At 70.5% G+C, this 17,481-nt stretch carries 14 protein-coding genes and 5 pseudogenes; 7 read left to right on the forward strand and 12 right to left on the reverse strand.

Annotated features, from left to right (window positions below; genetic code table 11):
* The first annotated feature begins 55 nt into the window (after positions 1–55).
* Positions 56–745: a helix-turn-helix domain-containing protein gene (locus tag ACIPJI_RS13775; RefSeq protein WP_402246296.1), complete on the forward strand. Its 690-nt coding sequence runs from the start codon at positions 56–58 to the stop codon at positions 743–745.
* 207 nt (positions 746–952) lie between these two features.
* On the opposite strand, the gene ACIPJI_RS13780 is transcribed toward ACIPJI_RS13775, so the two are convergent.
* The 3 genes and pseudogenes from ACIPJI_RS13780 to ACIPJI_RS13790 all read right to left on the reverse strand — a co-directional run bounded on the left by ACIPJI_RS13780 (position 953) and on the right by ACIPJI_RS13790 (position 4,219).
* Complete coding sequence (locus ACIPJI_RS13780) at positions 953–2,515, reverse strand: FAD-dependent monooxygenase (RefSeq protein WP_356624116.1); 1,563 nt, start codon at positions 2,513–2,515, stop codon at positions 953–955.
* A 173-nt stretch (positions 2,516–2,688) separates the two neighbouring features.
* Positions 2,689–2,863, reverse strand: a pseudogene (locus tag ACIPJI_RS13785) (MarR family transcriptional regulator); the annotation flags it as partial.
* A gap of 525 nt (positions 2,864–3,388) precedes the next feature.
* A complete protein-coding gene (locus ACIPJI_RS13790) occupies positions 3,389–4,219 on the reverse strand; it encodes a dienelactone hydrolase family protein (RefSeq protein WP_402246298.1) in 831 nt (276 codons plus the stop codon).
* Positions 4,220–4,354: 135 nt separating this feature from the next.
* Between ACIPJI_RS13790 and ACIPJI_RS13795 the strand changes: the two genes are divergently transcribed.
* Positions 4,355–5,401, forward strand: a complete 1,047-nt coding sequence (locus ACIPJI_RS13795; protein WP_402246300.1) for a GlxA family transcriptional regulator — start codon at positions 4,355–4,357, stop codon at positions 5,399–5,401.
* 496 nt (positions 5,402–5,897) lie between these two features.
* Here the strand turns inward: ACIPJI_RS13795 and ACIPJI_RS13800 are convergent, their stop codons facing one another.
* Both ACIPJI_RS13800 and ACIPJI_RS13805 read right to left on the reverse strand, forming a co-directional pair.
* Positions 5,898–6,398, reverse strand: coding sequence for a hypothetical protein (locus ACIPJI_RS13800; protein WP_402246302.1), 501 nt, complete (start codon positions 6,396–6,398; stop codon positions 5,898–5,900).
* Positions 6,399–6,467: 69 nt separating this feature from the next.
* Positions 6,468–6,764, reverse strand: a pseudogene (locus tag ACIPJI_RS13805) (hypothetical protein); the annotation flags it as partial.
* A 178-nt stretch (positions 6,765–6,942) separates the two neighbouring features.
* On the opposite strand from ACIPJI_RS13805, the gene ACIPJI_RS13810 reads away from it, so the two are divergent.
* Positions 6,943–7,506: a hypothetical protein gene (locus ACIPJI_RS13810; RefSeq protein WP_402246304.1), complete on the forward strand. Its 564-nt coding sequence runs from the start codon at positions 6,943–6,945 to the stop codon at positions 7,504–7,506.
* A 219-nt stretch (positions 7,507–7,725) separates the two neighbouring features.
* Here ACIPJI_RS13810 and ACIPJI_RS13815 read toward each other — a convergent pair whose 3' ends face one another.
* From ACIPJI_RS13815 to ACIPJI_RS13830, 4 genes and pseudogenes are all read right to left on the reverse strand, one after another.
* Positions 7,726–8,310 (reverse strand): hypothetical protein, encoded by a 585-nt coding sequence (locus ACIPJI_RS13815; protein WP_402246611.1) that lies wholly within the window; start codon positions 8,308–8,310, stop codon positions 7,726–7,728.
* 68 nt (positions 8,311–8,378) lie between these two features.
* Positions 8,379–8,839: pseudogene (locus tag ACIPJI_RS13820) on the reverse strand (transposase).
* A 49-nt stretch (positions 8,840–8,888) separates the two neighbouring features.
* A pseudogene (locus ACIPJI_RS13825) lies at positions 8,889–9,011 on the reverse strand (transposase family protein); the annotation flags it as partial.
* 147 nt (positions 9,012–9,158) lie between these two features.
* A complete protein-coding gene (locus ACIPJI_RS13830) occupies positions 9,159–9,452 on the reverse strand; it encodes a hypothetical protein (RefSeq protein ID WP_402246306.1) in 294 nt (97 codons plus the stop codon).
* Positions 9,453–10,019: 567 nt separating this feature from the next.
* On the opposite strand from ACIPJI_RS13830, the pseudogene ACIPJI_RS13835 reads away from it, so the two are divergent.
* Positions 10,020–10,399: pseudogene (locus tag ACIPJI_RS13835) on the forward strand (helix-turn-helix domain-containing protein); the annotation flags it as partial.
* 186 nt (positions 10,400–10,585) lie between these two features.
* Positions 10,586–11,098, forward strand: a complete 513-nt coding sequence (locus ACIPJI_RS13840) for a GNAT family N-acetyltransferase (RefSeq protein WP_356624120.1) — start codon at positions 10,586–10,588, stop codon at positions 11,096–11,098.
* A 241-nt stretch (positions 11,099–11,339) separates the two neighbouring features.
* Here the strand turns inward: ACIPJI_RS13840 and ACIPJI_RS13845 are convergent, their stop codons facing one another.
* Positions 11,340–11,828 carry a group II intron maturase-specific domain-containing protein gene (locus tag ACIPJI_RS13845; RefSeq protein ID WP_402246308.1) on the reverse strand — a complete coding sequence of 163 codons (489 nt, stop codon included), beginning with the start codon at positions 11,826–11,828 and terminating at the stop codon, positions 11,340–11,342.
* A gap of 240 nt (positions 11,829–12,068) precedes the next feature.
* Here ACIPJI_RS13845 and ACIPJI_RS13850 point away from each other — a divergent pair, with 240 nt between their 5' ends.
* Both ACIPJI_RS13850 and ACIPJI_RS13855 read left to right on the forward strand, forming a co-directional pair.
* The gene (locus ACIPJI_RS13850) at positions 12,069–13,067 is read left to right on the forward strand and encodes an inorganic phosphate transporter (protein ID WP_356624121.1); all 999 of its coding nucleotides are present in this window, start codon (positions 12,069–12,071) and stop codon (positions 13,065–13,067) included.
* An 18-nt stretch (positions 13,068–13,085) separates the two neighbouring features.
* Positions 13,086–13,709 (forward strand): hypothetical protein, encoded by a 624-nt coding sequence (locus ACIPJI_RS13855; protein ID WP_402246310.1) that lies wholly within the window; start codon positions 13,086–13,088, stop codon positions 13,707–13,709.
* 615 nt (positions 13,710–14,324) lie between these two features.
* Here ACIPJI_RS13855 and ACIPJI_RS13860 read toward each other — a convergent pair.
* Positions 14,325–15,788, reverse strand: a complete 1,464-nt coding sequence (locus tag ACIPJI_RS13860; protein ID WP_356624125.1) for an MFS transporter — start codon at positions 15,786–15,788, stop codon at positions 14,325–14,327.
* Between the two features lie 174 nt (positions 15,789–15,962).
* Positions 15,963–17,480: a SpoIIE family protein phosphatase gene (locus ACIPJI_RS13865; RefSeq protein ID WP_402246312.1), complete on the reverse strand. Its 1,518-nt coding sequence runs from the start codon at positions 17,478–17,480 to the stop codon at positions 15,963–15,965.
* Position 17,481: the final 1 nt, after the last annotated feature.

Below are 17,481 nucleotides of genomic sequence, written 5' to 3' on the forward strand. Positions count from 1 at the left end.
AGAAGATGGCCTATGGTCACAAGACCCCCACCAGGCCCGGATACGCGCGCAGGTCGTGCTGCACGCCGCGCGGGGCCGCACCAACGCGCGCATCGCCCGCGAGACGGGCCTGCATCTGGACACCGTCCGCACCTGGCGGGGCCGATTCGCCGAGCAGGGCCTGCCCGGGCTGGCCGACCGCAGGCGTTCGGGCCGCCCGCCCGTGTTCACCGCGCTGCAGGCTGCCCAGGTCACCGCGCTGGCCTGCCAACTGCCCGCCGAGACCGACACCCCGCTGTCCCGCTGGTCGTGCCCGGAGCTGGCCTACGAGGCCGAGAAGCGCGGCATCGCCGAGACCGTGTCCGCGTCCACCGTGCGCCGCTGGCTGGCCCGGGACGCGATCAAGCCGTGGCAGCACCGCTCGTGGATCTTCATCACCGACCCCGACTTCCGTGCCAAGGCCGCCCGCGTCCTGGACCTGTACGCCCGCACCTGGCAGGGCCGCCCCCTGGGCGAGAGCGAGTACATCATCAGCGCGGACGAGAAGACCTCCATCCAGGCCCGCTGCCGCTGCCCCCCCACCCTGGCGCCGGGACAGGCCCGCGCCATGCGCGTGAACCACGCCTACGGCCGCGGCGGGTCCCTGGCCTACCTGACCGCCTACGACGTCCACCTCGCCAAAGTCTCCCGCTCCGCGATCGGGACGCGGCCGAAGAGGTGTGAGCCAGGTGCGGTGACCCTCACCGCCGGGGTGGCCCGGCGGTGACGTTTGCACTGGTCATCGGCTCGCAGGGTGTCGGGAGCCGTAACACCGGCGGAGGGCGTGGCGGCTATGCGTGGCGGCGGGTGCGGTAGGCGGCCGGTGAGAGCTCCGGGCTGCTGCTGGTCCGGGACTGGGGTGCGGGCGGCCGCCACACCGGGTGGGTGCGGCGGCCGTGGGTGGAATCGGCTCGTGGTTCGAGTCAGCGGCGGATCAGCCCGGCGTCACCGCACCCTCTGGCACTCCGAACCACTCCTCCAGCGCCTCCGCCAGCCCGGCCGTCGACGTCGGCGCCTGCGCCCCCGCGTCGGCCGCCCAGGCCGTGAAGCCGTCCGGACGGACGAGGACCGCCGCCAGTTCCGGGCGGGACGGGGAGCCGGATGTCAGGGTGTCGACGCGGCCGGCGTACCCCGCAGCGAGGGCCCGGAGCTCCGGGTCGTCGGTGAGGTCGAGCAGGAGCGCCCGGCCGCCGTGGAGGTGGTCCGCGAGGCGGCTGCCGTCGATGAGTTCGAGGTCCGGGGTGCTGCGGCCGGTCAGCGGGTGCTCGTCCGGCAGCTCGTAGCGCAGCCCGGCGCAGTTGAGCCGGGCGGTGAGGTACGTGGTACCCGTGACCGTCTCCGCCAGGTCGCTGACGATCTCGCGCAGTGCCCGGGACTGCGGGTCCGGGCGCATGGCCGCGACCTGGGAACGGGTCCAGTCAAGGATCCCCGCGCCGACCGGGTGCCGTTCGGCGGTGTAGGTGTCCAGCAGCCCTTCCGGCGCCCGGCCGCAGATCACCGCGGCGAGCTTCCAACCGAGGTTCATCGCGTCCCCGATACCCAGGCTCAGCCCCTGGCTGCCGAATGCGGAGTGCACGTGCGCCGCGTCGCCCGCCAGCAGCACCCGGCCCTTGCGGTACTCGGTGACCTGGCGGGCGTGGTCGGTGAAGCGGGTCGCGGTCCGCACCCCGGTGATCGTGACGTCCACGCCGGAGACGCGGCGCAGCCTCGCCTGGAGGTCCTCGGTGGTGACCGGCGCGTCCCGGTCGGCCGGCGGGCCGTCGAACTCCACGGTGACGATGCGGCCCGGCATCGGCCCGTGGGCGTAGACCCCGGTGTCCGTGGCGGTCCAGCCGACCGTCAGGTCCTCGGCGCCGGTCATCTCCACGACCGCCTGGTGACAGGTGATCTCCGGGTCCGTGCCGGGGAATGCGAACCCCGCGAGCTTGCGGACCGTGCTGCGGCCGCCGTCGCAGCCCACGAGCCAGCCGGCGCGTATGGCCCCGTGGCTGGTCCGCACCGTGACGGCCCCGTCGTCCGCGTCGAAGCCGGTCAGCTCCACTCCCCGGCGCACGTCGACGCCGAGCTCGTCCGCCCGCCCGCCGAGCAGCCGCTCGATGTCCTGCTGCGCCACGAAAGCGATCTCGGCGGCGGGTCCGGCGTCGCCGAGGCCCGGCTCCGTACGGTCGACCAGGTCGGCGCGCAGCATGATTCCGGCGAAGTGCCCGACGAACCCGAGCCCTTGGCCCGCTGCCCCGCCTCCGTCCCCGCCGTTCCGTTCGCGCATGAATGCCTGGAAGCGGTCCATCGCTTGCCGCTGCACCTCGGCCAGCGCGGGCAGCATGCCCCGGCGGTAGAGCGCCTCGGCACTGGGCGTGGTGATCGCCCCGCCCTTGATCGTCGGGTCCACTTCGGTGAGGCGCTCCAGGACGGCCACCCGCGCGCCTCCGAGCCGGAGCTCGCAGGCCAGCATCAGTCCGACCGGGCCGCCTCCGGCCACCACTACGTCATAGTCCATGGCGCCGACTATGACCGAGGGCCGAGAAGGCCAAAAAGGCGCCGCGGTGTCAAGGAGCCAGCCCCGCGAGGAGGGCCGGGAAGCGGGCCGTCCGCGCTCCTCCTCAGCTACCTCACCCGCCCCCGCCGGTGTCCCGGCTGGTCCTCGATCGGCTCGATCAGGTGGCCGGGCGGTCAGGCGGTCAGCGCTGCAAGCTCCGAGCTGACGCGCTCAGTGACCAGGGCGAGGACGCGGCCGGCGGCGGCCAGGTCCTTGGCGGGTGTCCCGCCCCAGATGCGGGCGGGATGGGGGCTGTCTCCGCGCCGGCGGCGATCAGCTCATGCCCTGAGCCGCGGGTCGAAGGTGCGCGACACATGCCACGACACCCGGGGTCCCTCTCGGCGCTGCCTAGGAGAGACCGCCGCGGCTGTGTGATCCCGCTGCTTCCGCGCTGGAGGTGAGATTCGTCGACCGCAACGGCGTCTTGGGGAGTCGTCGGGCCGGTACCTGGCCCTGACGACCGAGGGCCCGGAGGTGCCGCGGGGGACTCCGGGGCGGTACGAGCCGTGCCGCTGCAGCTGCTCCGCGCTGTCCTGCCGGACAGCGACGGCGTGCTGCGCGCACGATGGTGACCCGGTTCGCGCGCCGGGCGGGACAACAACCGGTGCTGTGCATTGAAATTGTCCTACCAGGCCAAGTGCCGAGCTCAGTCACAGGTGGACGTGAGGTGTTCCCCGTCCGAGGTGGTTCGCCCAGCACACGCCGGACCTTCTGGCCGCATGTTCGACGGCAGTCTGTGGCTCGTCGAACTCGGTATGCGCTGGTAGCTGCGCACTCGAGCACTGAGTGAGGGTGATGGCGGCGAGGTAGCGGTGTCCAGCGAGCCGGGGCCGGTCAGGTGGCGGGCAGCGGTGGGTTCCCGTGCGGGTGCAGGCGGTCGGTGAGGAAGGCGAGGATCTCGTCGCGGGCCCGGACCGTTGGGTGGCCGGCCTCGTCGACGAGATGGGCGGTGACGACGCTGTGTGGGGTGCCGACCAGGTCGGCGAAGAAGGGCGGCGGGGCCGGGTTGGCGGCGCTGTCCTGGAGGACGCGCCCGTCGAAGGCGTCGCCGAGCAGCGATCGGTAGGCGGCGAAGCGCTGTCCCGTGCACCAGCGGTCGCCCTCGAAGCGGTAGGCGAGGACGGTGAGTCCGTCGCGGTCGAGCCGGTCGCGCACCGCGCGCGCGTCCGCCGGGTCGAGTCCGAGGCCGCCGGGGTCGTCGAGCGGCAGCGACGGGTGGTTGACCACCGGGGCGATCACTGCCGGCTCCAGGGCCATGGTGAGGGCGAAGTTGCCGGTGAAGCACAGGCCGATCGCGCCCACCCCGGGCCCACCGCACGCGGTGTGGGCCTGGCGTGCCAGGCCGCGCAGCCAGACTGTCACCGGGCTGGTGCCGCCGCCGGCGAAGGCGCGGAACTCGGCGCTGACACAGGCGCGGCGGACGACCTCCCGGCCGCCCTCGACCGTGGGGAAGGCTCCGTCCGTCCCGAACAGGGAGGGCACGTGGACGGTGAAGCCCGCGTCCCGCACCCAGCGCGCGAGCCGCAGGACGTCGGGACTGATGCCCGGCATCTCGGGCAGCACCACGACCGCGGGCCCGGCCCCGGCTACGTAGACCGTCTTCTTCACCCCCTCCACGGCCACGCTCCGGCGGGTGAAGTCTGTGATCGGATCGTCGTCGCTCATGGGGCCAGCCTGGTCCCGGGGGCTGCCGCCGGGTGAGGGGCGAGATCGCCAAGGCCAGGGGTAATCTCGCCACACGCAAGAGAGTCGGGCGGTACGCGGCCGGCCCGGGACCGGGACACCAGGGGGTACGGAGCGATGCTGGAGGCGACGCGGGAGGCAGAGGAAGGTGCGGGTCCGGGTGCCGGGTCGGGTGCGCTGCGGGTCGGGGTCCTGGCGTACCCGGACTGCTTCGCGTCCGAAGTGTTCGGCGTCCCCGATCTGTTGACGATGGCCGGGCATGTCGCCGGACCGGACGCGCCCGGCTACCGGGTGTCGGTCGTCTCGCCCCGCCGCCGGGTCACCGCCTCGGGTGGCGCGAGCCTGGACGTGCGTCCCTTGCGCGAGGTCGACGTCCTCGTGGTCCCCGGCTTCGAACTGCGCCCGGACACGGACCTCGACGCGCGGCTCGCCCGGCTCGCCCCCGAGATCGCGGCGATCCGCGCGCAGGCCGCCGCCGGCACCGCCGTCGTCTCCCTCTGTGTCGGCGCGTTCCTGCTCGCCGAGGCTGGGCTCCTCGACCGGCGCCGGGCCACCACCTCCTGGCTGCACGCCGGCGAACTGGCCAGGCGCTGCCCGGACGCCGACGTGCGGCCCGAGCACCTGGTCGTCACCGACACGGGGGTGACGACCACGGCCGCCTTCAGCGCCATGTACGACTTCGCGCTGGACCTGATCCGCCGACACAACGGCGCCCGGGTGGCCCGCACCACCGCACGGTTGGCGCTCGTCGACGACGCTCGGACCTCCCAGACCCCGTACATCGACCCCCGGCTCCTCCCGCAGCCCGGCCGGGAGTTCTCCCAGCGAGTCATGCGGCGGCTCGACCAGAACCTCGCCGAGCGGTACGACCTCGCCGCGCTCGCGGACACCTTCCGGGTCAGCACCCGCACGCTGCTGCGCCGCTTCGCCGAAGAGACGGGACGCAGCCCGCTGGCCCATCTGCAGGCTTCCCGCGTCCGCCGCGCCCGCCATCTGCTGGAGACCACCGACCGCACCGTCGCCGCCGTCGCCGCGACAGTCGGCTACCAGGACCCCGGTACCTTCGCCGCCCTCTTCGCCCGCCACACCGGCCACCGCCCGAGCGCCTACCGGGCCACCTTCCGCCGCACGGCCCGGGCGTCCGCCCCGGACGGCGGCGTCTAGCCGCGCAACGATCGGTGCAGCGGGCGGTTCGGTGGGTCGTGGAGCAAGGCAACGGTCCGCAGCTTCCGGCGGCCCGGAGCCGGTCCTCGAGAGCTGCCTCCTGTGATCCCGGGCCGGTGACTTCTCCAAGTGGTGGTGTCTTGCGCCAGCGGCCGCCCCTCGAGATCGGCTGCTTGCCCCTGGGGCTATGTGGGGCGAAGCCGGAGTGTTCTACGAGCCCTCGAAGTCTTCGGCGCGGCGCCGGACACGAGCGGTCGGGCGCATGACCGACGGGCGCCCGGCGGGGCGAACAGATGGCAGCCCACGTCGGCCTGGCACCCCGCGGTGTGCACTGCTCAGCAGCCGTTGCGCCGTCGCGGGGGCCGTGTCGTGCCCCTTCGCGGTACGTGGTGGGGGTCAGGTGGGCAGGTGATGCCGCGGCGGCGCGGGCCTGGAGTTCACATAAGGCCGGATCGCTGCTATCCGCCGGCTACGGCCGCGTGTTCCGTGGCATCGCTCACTGCAGGGGGAGAGCGTGGTACTCGTGCCCGGGCGGGCCGAAGGCCAGCCCGTTCTCGTCGAGTGCGTTGTGGACCGTGACCCGGCCGTGCGCGAGGACGATGCTGACCGCCACCATGCCGCGTGCCATGTCCTGCCCGCGCCACTCCAGCAGTTCGACCGCCGAGACCGCCTCGCCTGACCCGGCAACCACGTCGTTGCGCCAGCGCAGCGTGAAGTCCGCCCAGGAGAAAGGGTTGGTGTCAGTGGTGACTGTGTTCCACGTCAGGGAGAGGTCGTCGAACTTGCTGTGCTGGATCTCCAACTGCTCGCCCTCGAAGTCGAGCAGGACCGGCGCGTCGGCGAACCACTCGTCGTCGTGGACGTCCCAGAGCAGCCAGGCGTGCGTCAGGGTGCGCCCGGCGAGACGGGCCAGGTGCTTGCCATGCGCAGCAGCGGCATCGCGGCCCTGCTGCCAGACGGGCCGGTAGTCCCGGATTCCGAAGTAGTCGTCGCCCACGGTCGGACGCCCCTTGCTGCACGGTCGAGCGGTGAAGGCCGCAGCCCCCGGCACGGGGAGTGGCCCTCCTCACCGTACCGTCCGGCGACCCGCCCCTGGGGGCCCGGGCAAGCCCTGGCTGCACCCACGTCCGGTAGCAACATCCCCCAGCTGTGCCTGGTCTACCGACAGGGCCCACCGGAGCTTCATGACGACCCACTCGCTGACGTACCGGCAGTGGACGTCCGCCGCCGGCGGCATCCGTTCGGCCGGGTCCTGGTCCGCCTTCAGGCGGTTCGACCGCGCGGTGACGGCGACGAGGGATGTGTGCGCGCCCTGCTCGTTCGCATACGCCTCCCGCCGCTGCGGGGACCACGACGCCGCTCCAACTGGCGGCGAGCGTCATTTTCCAAGCGTGCGCTGTTCCCCATGTGGCGCCGATGACGCCGGTGATCCTTCGACAGCTGCTTGATGACGATCCGCGATTCCAAGGCGCGGCGGTGGGGGATTTGTACGGCGCGGTGACGCACCAGGGTCCTTCTACAACGCCACGGCGCCGGCTGCGTTGTTCGTCGCAGCGATCCTGGGCGATCCGCGGACGCTGGCGATGGTCACATGCCAGAGTCCGTGGGAGATCGACCAGTACGGTGAGCAGTTGTCCTTGCTGCGGGTGCTTCTGCTCGGCTGGCTCGGGGGCACTGCCCAGGACATGGACCATCCGCCGGAGTGGCCGCCCGGCGAGCAGGAAGACATCGATGCCTTCCTTGCGACCCGGCCAGCCCTCTACGACGCGGTCCACCCGTTCCTCGGCGACAGTGAACAGCAGGTCCACGACGCCGCCCTCTTTGCGATCCTGCCTACGCTCGCCGACCCGGTACTGGCGCATCACATCCCCGCCCTGACCGACGCAGGCCACGAACTCGCCGCCCGCGACACTCCCTACCGCTGGTACGCCATCGACCGACTCGCCGCCTGGGGCCAGGACACCCCCCGCTACCCCGAGCCCCCCGCAGCCGGACCGAACCCTTTCGCCGGTGTGGATACCCAGGACGTCCTCCACGGCGACCACGACCCGTCGGCAGGACACCTCGAGCCGTGGCCGGACTCTGTGCACGACAGCCTCCAATAGAGGCCGCCAGCTGCCATGCCCAATCAGCTGCCGCGCCCAATCAATCGGGGGCACGCTCGACGTCTCTCTCGCGTCAGCGCGGGCAACGGCCGCTGGCGGCCGGATCAACAACTTGCTGCGCTGCAGCGCTTCCTCATACAGGACCCTCTTTCCGGGCGCTGCCCGGCGACCTAAGGGCTGTCCAACAATGAGCCGACTGGGCGGGCAGCAGGGTTCATTTCATCGGCCGACGAGGCTTGTCCATCGGTTCCTGCTGCTAGCTCGGCTATGTCCGAGCAATCGCGCCTGCTCCCTCTTGAGCTGTGTGAACCTGTCGCGGATGTACTCCCTGAGCGCCCGGCCCGGGAAGGATATGACCGACAGGTGCTCTTCATAGTTGCCTTGAGCCCAGCGCGCAGCCGTGATCTCGTAACCCGAGACGTGGGCGCAAAGCTGAAGGAGGGCCTGAGGCATCTCTTCCTCGATGAGGAGGTCGGCCTTGGCGACCACGACGTCTCGCATAGCCTGGATGTTTGGGATGAAGACGGTTGTGGCCCAGGTGCGCCATTCCGCAAGTTCCTGCTCGTTGGGAGGAATGTCGTGGCAAAAGGGGTCGCGGCCGTCGGGACGGGCGTACCTCTCTGACCAGGTGTCATAGGTGCGGCTGTTGGCTTCCATAAGAGCGAACAGCGGTCCGTAGAAGTCACTTAGCTGCTGGTTGACGCGCGTGAGGCGGGCCTGTCTCTGCGCCAGACGTAGCCCGTTCAGATAGGTCGTCAGGTAGCCGATGAACGCCAGCCCAACGGTTACGATCACTGTAGTCATGACCAGCGATGCTAAAGACTGCCCAGTAAATGATCTACGGGATGATGGCTGACCTGCTGGTTTCTCTGTCATCCGACGAGGGTGAGGTTGTGCAGGCGGGCGATGCCTAACATGGCGTGGTGGACGCCGTCGCCTTTCAGACGGCAGTCGCGGAGGATTTTCCAGCCCTTCATCCGGGCGAAGGTGTGCTCGACGCGGGCGCGGACCTTGCGGTGGGAAGCGTTGTGCTCCTCCTTCCAGGCCGGGAGTTCGAACTGGCCTTTCTCGCGGCGGTGCGGGATGCCAGGCCGGTGCCCCGGTAACCGCCATTCGCGATGACCATGGTCCGGCCGACTGCGTCCTTCGCGCCGGACAGCTCCCACGCCTTGCAGTCGTTCCGGTTGCCCGGCACCGGCTGGCCCACGGCGACGACCAGCCGGGTGTCGGCGTCGATCACGACCTGGTGGTTGGTGGAGTGGCGGTAGTTCTTCGACTGTTCGGCGATGGTGTGGTCGCGGGTGGGAACCAGGGTGCCGTCCACGATCAGCACAGCGTCCAGGGCGGAAGCGTCTGCGCGGATACAGTGCCAGGGACGGCCCGAGGTGACCCACTATGCGGTCGGCCGCCGACTTTGACACGCCGAACGGCTGCGCTAGCTGGCGCAGCGTCAAGTTTGTCCGCCAGTAGGCCGTTACCAGCAGTACACGGTCCTCCAGCGGCATGCTCCACGGCCGACCTCTGCGAACCGAGTCCGCGCCCTCGCGGCGCAGCGCAGTGATCAGCTTGCCGAACTGGCGCGGGCTCAGCCCGGTGAACGGGGCTATCCAGACACCTCAGGGCTCTAACGCGTCAAGTCCTCATCGTTGAGTTCACCGGTTTCCCCAGCGGTTCCAGAGCGTGCGATGCCATTCGGTGGCATCGGCTGCGGGCAGCGTCACCGGCGGCACCGGCCCCGGGCTGGTCTCGATCAGGTGCAGCAGCGACCAGGCGACGCCGTAGCAGTCGTCGGGGCCAAAACAGGCAGCCAAAGCATGCGCCTCGTCGGCTGTGACGGGCGCGGAGATGGCTTCGAGTTGATTGACTCGGCGGTCGATCTCCTCCTCGTCGGCGTCCCAGTCGGGGAGATGGCCGTCGGCGACGAACGCCTGGACTTCGGGTCTCATGTGTGAATGATCGACTGCTGTGGGCGACCTGAGCAAGGCGCGTTGCCGCAGGTCAGGCAGCAGCTGTCTCGGCCACCGAGGGCGGTGGGGGAAGGCGGCAAGCTCGTCGAACCGTTCGCCGTGCTGGAGACAGTGGTAGAGCTGGCCGATCATGCGGTTGAAGAGGTTGCGCTGGGCCTCAGCCCGACACCCACGTGACCGCCATCGCGACCAACCTCTGCCACTCGAAGAGCTTGGGCGTACGCCTCTCAGGGCTGTCGCTACCACCGGATTAGGACGGCTCCGACACCATGATCACACCAGCCACAGCGAGATCGTCTCACCCGCGGTGTAGTGGATCCGGTTGCCCGTTGTTGACTGGGCCACATGTCGTACGCGGCGTCCATCAGTGAGGACCCGGGATGCCTGCGGACCGCGCACGCAGGGTAGTTACGGGACAGCCCTTAGGTGTTCTGTCCGGGGAGGTTGTGGACGGGTGAGCCAGGTCTCGGCTGAGGGATCTTGAACAGGTGAGGGCCTTCCGGTGCGGTGTGGATTGCGACGTCTACACCAACCAGAAAGGCCCTCGTGGTCCACCGTAATGCACCCCTGACCGAGACCGGACGCCTGCGTCTGGCCCGCTGCGTGGTCGAGGACCGCCGGCCGTTGCGGCGGGCCGCCGAACGCTTCCAGGTCTCACCCACCACGGCCCAGCGATGGGCCGAGCGCTACCGGCAGTTCAGCGAAGCCGGCATGTCCGACCGTTCCTCCCGCCCGCACACGAGCCCGCGCCGGACCCCGACCCGCATCGAACGCCGGATCATCAAGGTCCGCGTCCTGCGCCGGTGGGGCCCGGCGCGCATCGCGCACCTGCTCGGACTGGTGCCCTCGACCGTCCACCGCGTCCTTGCCAACGCGCCGAGCCCGGCGAGCTGGTGCACGTGGACATCAAGAAGCGCGGCAACATCCGTCGTTCTCCCTGACCCCCTGACTCCGTTGAGTGACGTACTAAGTGCGAAGCGTAATCGCTTTGGCGCAAACCCGCCTTGAGTCGGGCGGGGAGTGGCAAAAGACTGCTCGTGTGCCAAGCGGACATCCGCCCGAGGGGTCCGCCCGCACGCCCGTCACGTATGCCATTGTCAGGAGACCATCGCATGCCCGACGTCGGCCAAGACACCGCGCACCCGATCACGTTGACCGACGGCACCGCCACCCGGACCCGCGAAGTGACACCCGCCGATCTCGAACCGATCCAGGCACTGCACCGCCGCTGCTCGCCAGGCAGCCGGGCCCTGCGCTACCACGCAGGCAAACCCCAGCTCTCTCCCGCCGGATGGCGCCTGCTGTCCGACCCGGAGCGCGGCACCACGTTGGTGACCACCCCGGCCCAGCGCATGGACCACATCATCGCCATGACCAACGTGATGTGCACCGACCGGCAAGGGGTGGGCGAGCTCGCCGTTCTGGTTGAGGACGCCTGGCAGTCCAAGGGGCTGGGCACCGCCCTGGCCGCACACGCGGCCGAAGTGGCCCGCCGGGCGGGCCACCACACCTTGACCGCGACAGTCGCTGCGCAGAACGTCCCGATGCTCCACGTTCTGGAGAGTCTGGACGCGTCGCCCCCTCGTGCCGTCGGACCCGTCCTCGACATTCACGTCCCGCTGTAGCACCGAGGAGATCACCTACTTCCTTGCCTACGCCCCACGGGAGACCGCGGTGGCCGACCTGGTTCGGGTCGCCGGCAGATCGAGGAGTGCTTCCAGACGGCGAAGAACGAGCGGGGCTCGGACCAGTACGAGGTCCGCCGCTGCATCGGCTGGTACCGGCACATCACCCTGGCCGTGCTCGCCCACGGGTCTCGTCCTTCGGCGGTGGCGCTTCCTGCCGGCGGCGGTGTTGCCAATCCGGTCAGCGAGGGGCCGTCCGCGGACGCCCGTCCGTGACGAGTTGGTGGCGGACGATGCCGGTCCAGGCGTGACTCGACGAGGAAGGCGCCGCTGTCGCGGTCGCCGACCACCCATGGTCACGCCGGGACGGTGGAACCGTCGAAAGTACCGGTCGACGACCCAGTACCTCGAATTGTCTGCAGTGGCGACGCCTGGGCCATTTGAAGGTCAGCCGCCACATGTAGTGATCGAGCGACGAGAACGCCGTCGAGGACGCCACCGCCCGGTAGGAGGTCGACCAACCGCGAACGATCGGGATCAGTCTGCGCAACACGGCCTCGGCATGGGACCCGTGCAGGTCCTCGAGTGCGCAGGAAGTCGACCCTCGTCGAGGCGGACGACCGTGATCTTCTCCTCGTTGAAGCGAAGCCCCTCGCGTCCAACCGGTCCACCAGCCGGGCCCTGACCTGGTACACATCTCTTTCGGCGTTGCAGAGCACGACGAAATCATCGGCACACTTCACGAGCACCGGAGTGCCCGGCATGGCGCCGGGCTCGCGCCCGGCCCGCACCGTGTATAGGCACCCAGTGGCCTGTTCCAGTCCATGCAGAGGGACGTTCATCGGCTGTGTGCGTGTCGCGTGTCTGTGCCCGGCCACCGCGGGGGTTTCGCGCCAGGATGGAGACAGGGCGAGGGCGCCTGCGGCCGTCCGCTGCCGTGACCGTGTGCGTGACGAAAGGTGATCCGGCCATGGAGCTCACTCTGGTGGTGCTGATCATCATCGTGGGGCTGACCTTCGACTTCACCAACGGCTTCCACGACGCCGCGAACGCGATTGCCACCTCCATCTCCACCCGGGCCCTCACGCCCCGCATCGCCCTGGCCATGGCCGCCGTGATGAACTTCCTCGGCGCCTTCCTGGGCACCGAGGTGGCCAAGACCGTCGGCAGCGGCATCATCGGCGCACCTCAGGAACTGTCCGGCCTGCTGCTGGTGTTGTGCGCGCTCATCGGCGCGATCGGCTGGAACGTCTTCACCTGGTGGCGGGGGCTGCCGACCTCGTCCTCGCACGCCCTGATCGGCGGACTGGTCGGTGCCGCCCTCGCCGCCTCCGCCACCGTGCACTGGACCGGCATCGTGGACAAGGTCCTGCTGCCCATGCTGCTGTCCCCGCTGGTCGGCGTGGCCCTCGGCTACACACTGCACACGATCATCCTGTGGGTGTTCCGCCGCGCCGCCCCGCGCCCCATCACCCGCCGCTTCCGTATGGCGCAGACCCTGTCAGCCGCCGCCATGGGCCTCGGACACGGACTGCAGGACGCGCAGAAGACCATGGGCGTCATCGTCCTCGCCATGGTCACGGCGGGATGGCAGGACGACTTCTCCGTACCCCTTTGGGTGATCGCGGCAGTGGCCGCGGCGATGGCCGCCGGCACCTACAGCGGCGGACGCCGCATCATCACCACGCTGGGCCGGCGCATCGTCCACCTCGACCCGCCGCGCGGCTTCGCCGCCGAGACCGCCGCCACGGCCGTCCTCTACACCACCGCGTTCGTCTTCAAGGCCCCGATCTCCACCACCCAGACGATCACCGCGGCCATTCTGGGCGCCGGCGCGACCCGGCGCATCTCGGCCGTGCGCTGGCAGGTGGCCCGTTCCATCGGCACCGCGTGGATCCTCACCTTCCCCGGAGCCGGGCTGCCCGCCGCCGCCCTCTACCTGATCCTGCACGCCATCACTGGCCTGTGACCGCAGCGGAGGCCCCCGATGCCCACCCCACCCACTCCCACGTCGGGCAGGCCACCAGGCGCCGGCCTCCCCGACGGCCTCCCCGTGCCAGGCCGCTTCAGCCATCTGCACCCCGACGACGGCGCCTGCCTGATGGAGGAGGCCTCCCTGCTGGCTACCGGCCGCTTCACCGACAGGCCGCCCGGCACCCATCCGGTACTCGCCGCGCTCGCCCGTGCGGTCAACGACGCCGTCGACGACGCCACCCGCCACACCCTGTGGCCGCTGGCCGCCGATCTTGCCGACGCGGACCCCGCCGACCGTGCCTACGGTCCGCTATTGGTGGGCACGGTGGTGGAGGCCGCCCGCCGTGTGCGGCCCGACTCTCGGCGCCTGAAATGGCGCAGCGCGGCCTGTCACGCCCGGGCCCACCGGCTCGCCGGAGCCCGTACCGCGACGACACCGGCCCGCATCGCCGACGTGTTGTGGTGGCACGGCCCCGGCCACCACCACCTCGAACACGCCCTCCGCGTCCTGCTCACAGCCCCCGACGCCGACCAGCGCCTGTCCCAGCTCCTCCACCGGGCTGTGACCGAGGCCCGGGTCCGAACCGCCAGGGAGCAGGCACCGACCCACGCGGAGACCTCCTCGCAGCGCGGATGAATCCCGGTCTGCGAAGCCGGGCAGGCAGCCCCGATGGGGTCGGCGGGGCGGGGGCCCGGTTGGGCCGCTCTCTGGTCCGTGCCTCGGTGGCCGCCGCCGGCTGTGGCCGCTGCTGGACCGTGTCGCTGCGGTCGGAGGCCGCCGGAGCGGGTGCCGGTGCGAGGCCCACGGCTGCTGTCGTGGAGCCGCCGCCCGGTGCGCGGCCGGAAGGCCGGTGCGGTGCGCGAGCTGGCCGATGGTGAGCACGTCGGGGCGTTCGTCTTCCATGGGCGAGATCCTGGACCCTCCAGCCGCTGGAGACTCAAGCGCCCGGGCGAGGGCGGCAACTGCGGCGGTGGGCATCAGCCGGCGCACGGTGGAACGTATCTGGAATGCGCGCGACCGAGCGGCCTGCCCTGTACCAGGCCATGTTCGTGCTGCCCACCGACGTGAAGTTCCCGAGCGCCGAGACACCGCCCCCGCTACGGACCGGAACGGCTCGATTTCCTCCTGATTCAGGTCGCCGGCACCCCAGCGGGCAGACCACGCAACAAAGGGCAGTTCAAAGGCCAAGGTTCTGAGCGGAGCACTGGCCACGCGAGGCCTCGCCGCATCAAGCGGCGTTCGCGAACGCCGTCAGCAACGGCGGGTCTGGTAGGGCACGGGGATGGGTACCGGCTCGGTCGGTGTCGGGCAGCGGGTCAAGGCGACGAGGAGCGTCAGCGCGATCCCGCCTGCGACGACGAACAAGGTCGTGCTGATCCCATCGGCGGTGGCGATGCGCAGCTGTTCGCCGGAGAGGCCGTCGAGACCGGCCGTCGCGACCAGAACGAGGACGGCGAGTCCGACAGCAGCGCCCACGCCCGAGCCGGTGGACGCGATCCCTGAGGCGATCCCCTGGTCGCGGTCGGGGATTCCGGTGGCGGCGGCGATGAACATGGCGGTGAAGACGATGCCGTCACCGATGCTGAGCGCCACGAGGCCGGGGATCAGTTCGGCGTACGCGCCGTGCGGCGAGATCGCGAGGCCGAGCCCTACCGCGCCGAGCGCACCGACGGCGAGGGCGGCGATCAGTGTGCCCCGCAGGCCGAACCGCGTCACCAGATGGCCTGCCGTCGTCGAGCCCGCGACCACCACTGCCGTGGGGATGAGGAAGCCGGCGCCGGTCTGCAAGGCGTCGTAGCCCAGGATCTCCTGGAAGTAGAGGGACAGGAAGTAGAGCACTGAGCCGAAGGTCGCCATGAACATGAACGCAATGGCGACACCGGTGACGAGGTTGCGGTTGGCGAGCAGCCGGGGCGGCATGAGCGGGTCGTCGCTGCGCCGCTCGACGACGGCGAAGACTGCGATCAGCAGCACGCCCGCCACCGCGCTGACGAGGATGCCGGGCGAGAGCCAACCCCATCCGGGGCCCTGCACCAGCGCGAACACGATCAACGTGACGCCCAGCGTGACGCTGAGCGCACCGGGCAGATCGAACTTCCGGCCCCTGTCCCGCTCGCCGTCCGGGGGGATCAGCACGAAGGCAAGCAGCAGTGCGGGTCCCGCCAGGACGACGTTGACCAGGAACACCGCTTCCCAGCCGAACACCCGCGTCAGAATTCCGCCGAGCAGCACACCGATCACGAGTCCCGCAGCGCCGGCTCCGCCCCAGACTCCCAACGCGCGATTGCGCAGCCGGCCTTCCGCGAATGTGGTGTTGATGAGAGCCAAGGTGGTGGGGAAGACGAGGGCCCCGCCGAGACCTTGGACGGCCCGGGCGGCGAGTAGCATCTCGGGCCCGGTCGCGAGTCCGCCGGCGAGCGCTGCGCCCGCATAGAGGCCGAGGCCGGTGGCCAGGATGCGGCGGCGTCCGAGCAGGTCGCCCGCGCGGCCGCCGAACAGCAGGAAGCCCGCCGAGACCACGGCGTAGGCGATGATGACCGATTGGAGCGTCTGCGCCGAGTACCCGAGGTCGCGTGCGATGTCGGGCAGCGCCACGACCACGATGTACTGGTCGAGCGAGACGATCAGCATGGCGAAGGACAGCAGCACCAGAGTCGCGGTGTCGCGGTTCCACCCCAGACCGTCTGGCGCGGACGACGTCTCGATGGGGCGCAACGGCAGCACTCCTGATGATCAGTCAGCTATGCGCATACGGCCTGCGGGGCGTTCAGGCAGGGAGGTCCTCGCCGGCAGCCGACACTCGCCAAGACCCTATACAGCCGGCTGTCGCCGTCCCGTCATCAACACCCGGGATTCCAGTAGGGGCAGTTGGCCGCTCCCCCTGGATCCTCATTCCTTGCTGATCGCCTCGCCCACAGGGCCGGGGCCGGCCCGGGCGATGAGCAGGGCTGCGTCGTCGTGTTCTCCGCTGTGACGCAGCGTGTGCAACAGCAGGTCGCAGGTGGCGCCGAGGGAGCGGTTGGGGTCATCGAGGACGTCGAGGAGGGCCTCCAGGCGTGCGTCGATCGGCTGGTCGCGGGTCTCGACGAGGCCGTCGGTGTAGAGGACGAGCTGGTCCCCCGGCCTGAAGTCGATGGAGGTGGAGTCGAAGGAAATGCCGCAGCCGCCCAAGGGCGCGCCGGTGGGCAGGTCGAGCAGCTCGCGTGTGCCGTCCGGGCGAAGGAGGACGGGCGGCAGGTGCCCGGCGAGGGAGACGTGGCATTGCGCGGTGTGGGGATCGAAGACGGCGTAGACACAGGTGGCGATGGTGTCGAGGCCGTCAGTGATGTGGTCGAGGTGGTGCAGGACGTGATCGGGGGGCAGATCGAGATCGGCCAGGGTTCTGGTGGCGGTGCGCAGCTGGCCCATGGTGGCCGCGGCCCCGACGCCGCTGCCCATGACGTCGCCGACGACGAGGGCGGTCTTGTCGCCGTTCAGGGGGATGACGTCGAACCAGTCGCCGCCGATCTCGATGGTGGCCTGGGCGGGGCGGTAGCGGTAGGCGACGTCGAGGCCCGGTCGCTGTGGAGGGGGGTGGGGCAGGAGGCTGCGCTGGAGGGTGAGGGCGGTACGGCGTTGTTCTTCCACGGCGCGGTGCCGGTCGGTGACGTCGACGCTGGAGGTGGCCACTCCCAGCACTTTCCCGTTGGGGGATTCGAGCCGGTAGAAGGAGATCGACCAGGCGTGATCGTTGTCCGGGTCGGCTGCGGTGCGGCCGACGGTGTACTGGTCCAGGATCGGGACTCCGGAGGCCAGAACCTCACGCATGGCACCTTCGAAGGACTGGTCCAGGAAGGGCAGCACCTCGTGGACGTGGCGGCCGATGTGCTCGGCGGCCGGCACGCCGTTCATCCGTTCCTCCGCGGGGTTGACGGCGATGTACCTCAGATCGGTGTCCAGCATGCCCAACCCGATCGGCGACTGGGACACCATCTGGGCGGACAGGGACAGGTTCCGCTCCACCCCCCGCAGCGTCGCCTGGTCCGTGGCCAGACCCAGCGCCCAGTAATCGCGCTGGTCGTCCTGGAGCCGCATGTTGCGGAACTCCACCAGCCGTGAGCTGCCGTCCTTGTGCCGGACGGGGAAGACCCCGGCCCAGCTCTCGCCGTCCCGCATGACCTGGGCGAACAGCTCCAGCACCGTGTCCAGGTGCTCCTTGTCGATCAGCAGCTGGCCCGCGTACTGGCCAAGAGCCTCCTCGGCGCTGTAGCCGAAAAGGGTCTCCGCCTGCGGGCTCCAGAGATCGATCCTGCCCTCGGAGTCGAGCAGGACGGCGGCTACATTCAGCACATCCAGCAGGCCCCCCGGCCCGGACGCAACCACACCCGCCTCGCCGGAATCACCCCGGACGGGTTCGGTCGCTCCCATT

It is taken from the genome of Streptomyces sp. NPDC086835 (genome assembly GCF_044745705.1).
Classification (GTDB): Bacteria; Actinomycetota; Actinomycetes; order Streptomycetales; family Streptomycetaceae; genus Streptomyces.

Excerpts from the sequence above, each read along its gene's own strand:
- ACIPJI_RS13850 (WP_356624121.1), top strand. The coding sequence starts at position 12,069 with ATGGAGCTCACTCTGGTGGTGCTGATCATCATCGTGGGGCTGACCTTC.
- ACIPJI_RS13780 (WP_356624116.1), bottom strand. The coding sequence starts at position 2,515 with ATGGACTATGACGTAGTGGTGGCCGGAGGCGGCCCGGTCGGACTGATG.
- ACIPJI_RS13830 (WP_402246306.1), bottom strand. The coding sequence starts at position 9,452 with ATGAGACCCGAAGTCCAGGCGTTCGTCGCCGACGGCCATCTCCCCGAC.
- ACIPJI_RS13855 (WP_402246310.1), top strand. The coding sequence starts at position 13,086 with ATGCCCACCCCACCCACTCCCACGTCGGGCAGGCCACCAGGCGCCGGC.
- ACIPJI_RS13815 (WP_402246611.1), bottom strand. The coding sequence starts at position 8,310 with ATGACTACAGTGATCGTAACCGTTGGGCTGGCGTTCATCGGCTACCTG.
- ACIPJI_RS13840 (WP_356624120.1), top strand. The coding sequence starts at position 10,586 with ATGCCCGACGTCGGCCAAGACACCGCGCACCCGATCACGTTGACCGAC.
- ACIPJI_RS13865 (WP_402246312.1), bottom strand. The coding sequence starts at position 17,480 with ATGGGAGCGACCGAACCCGTCCGGGGTGATTCCGGCGAGGCGGGTGTG.
- ACIPJI_RS13790 (WP_402246298.1), bottom strand. The coding sequence starts at position 4,219 with ATGAGCGACGACGATCCGATCACAGACTTCACCCGCCGGAGCGTGGCC.
- ACIPJI_RS13795 (WP_402246300.1), top strand. The coding sequence starts at position 4,355 with ATGCTGGAGGCGACGCGGGAGGCAGAGGAAGGTGCGGGTCCGGGTGCC.
- ACIPJI_RS13845 (WP_402246308.1), bottom strand. The coding sequence starts at position 11,828 with ATGATTTCGTCGTGCTCTGCAACGCCGAAAGAGATGTGTACCAGGTCA.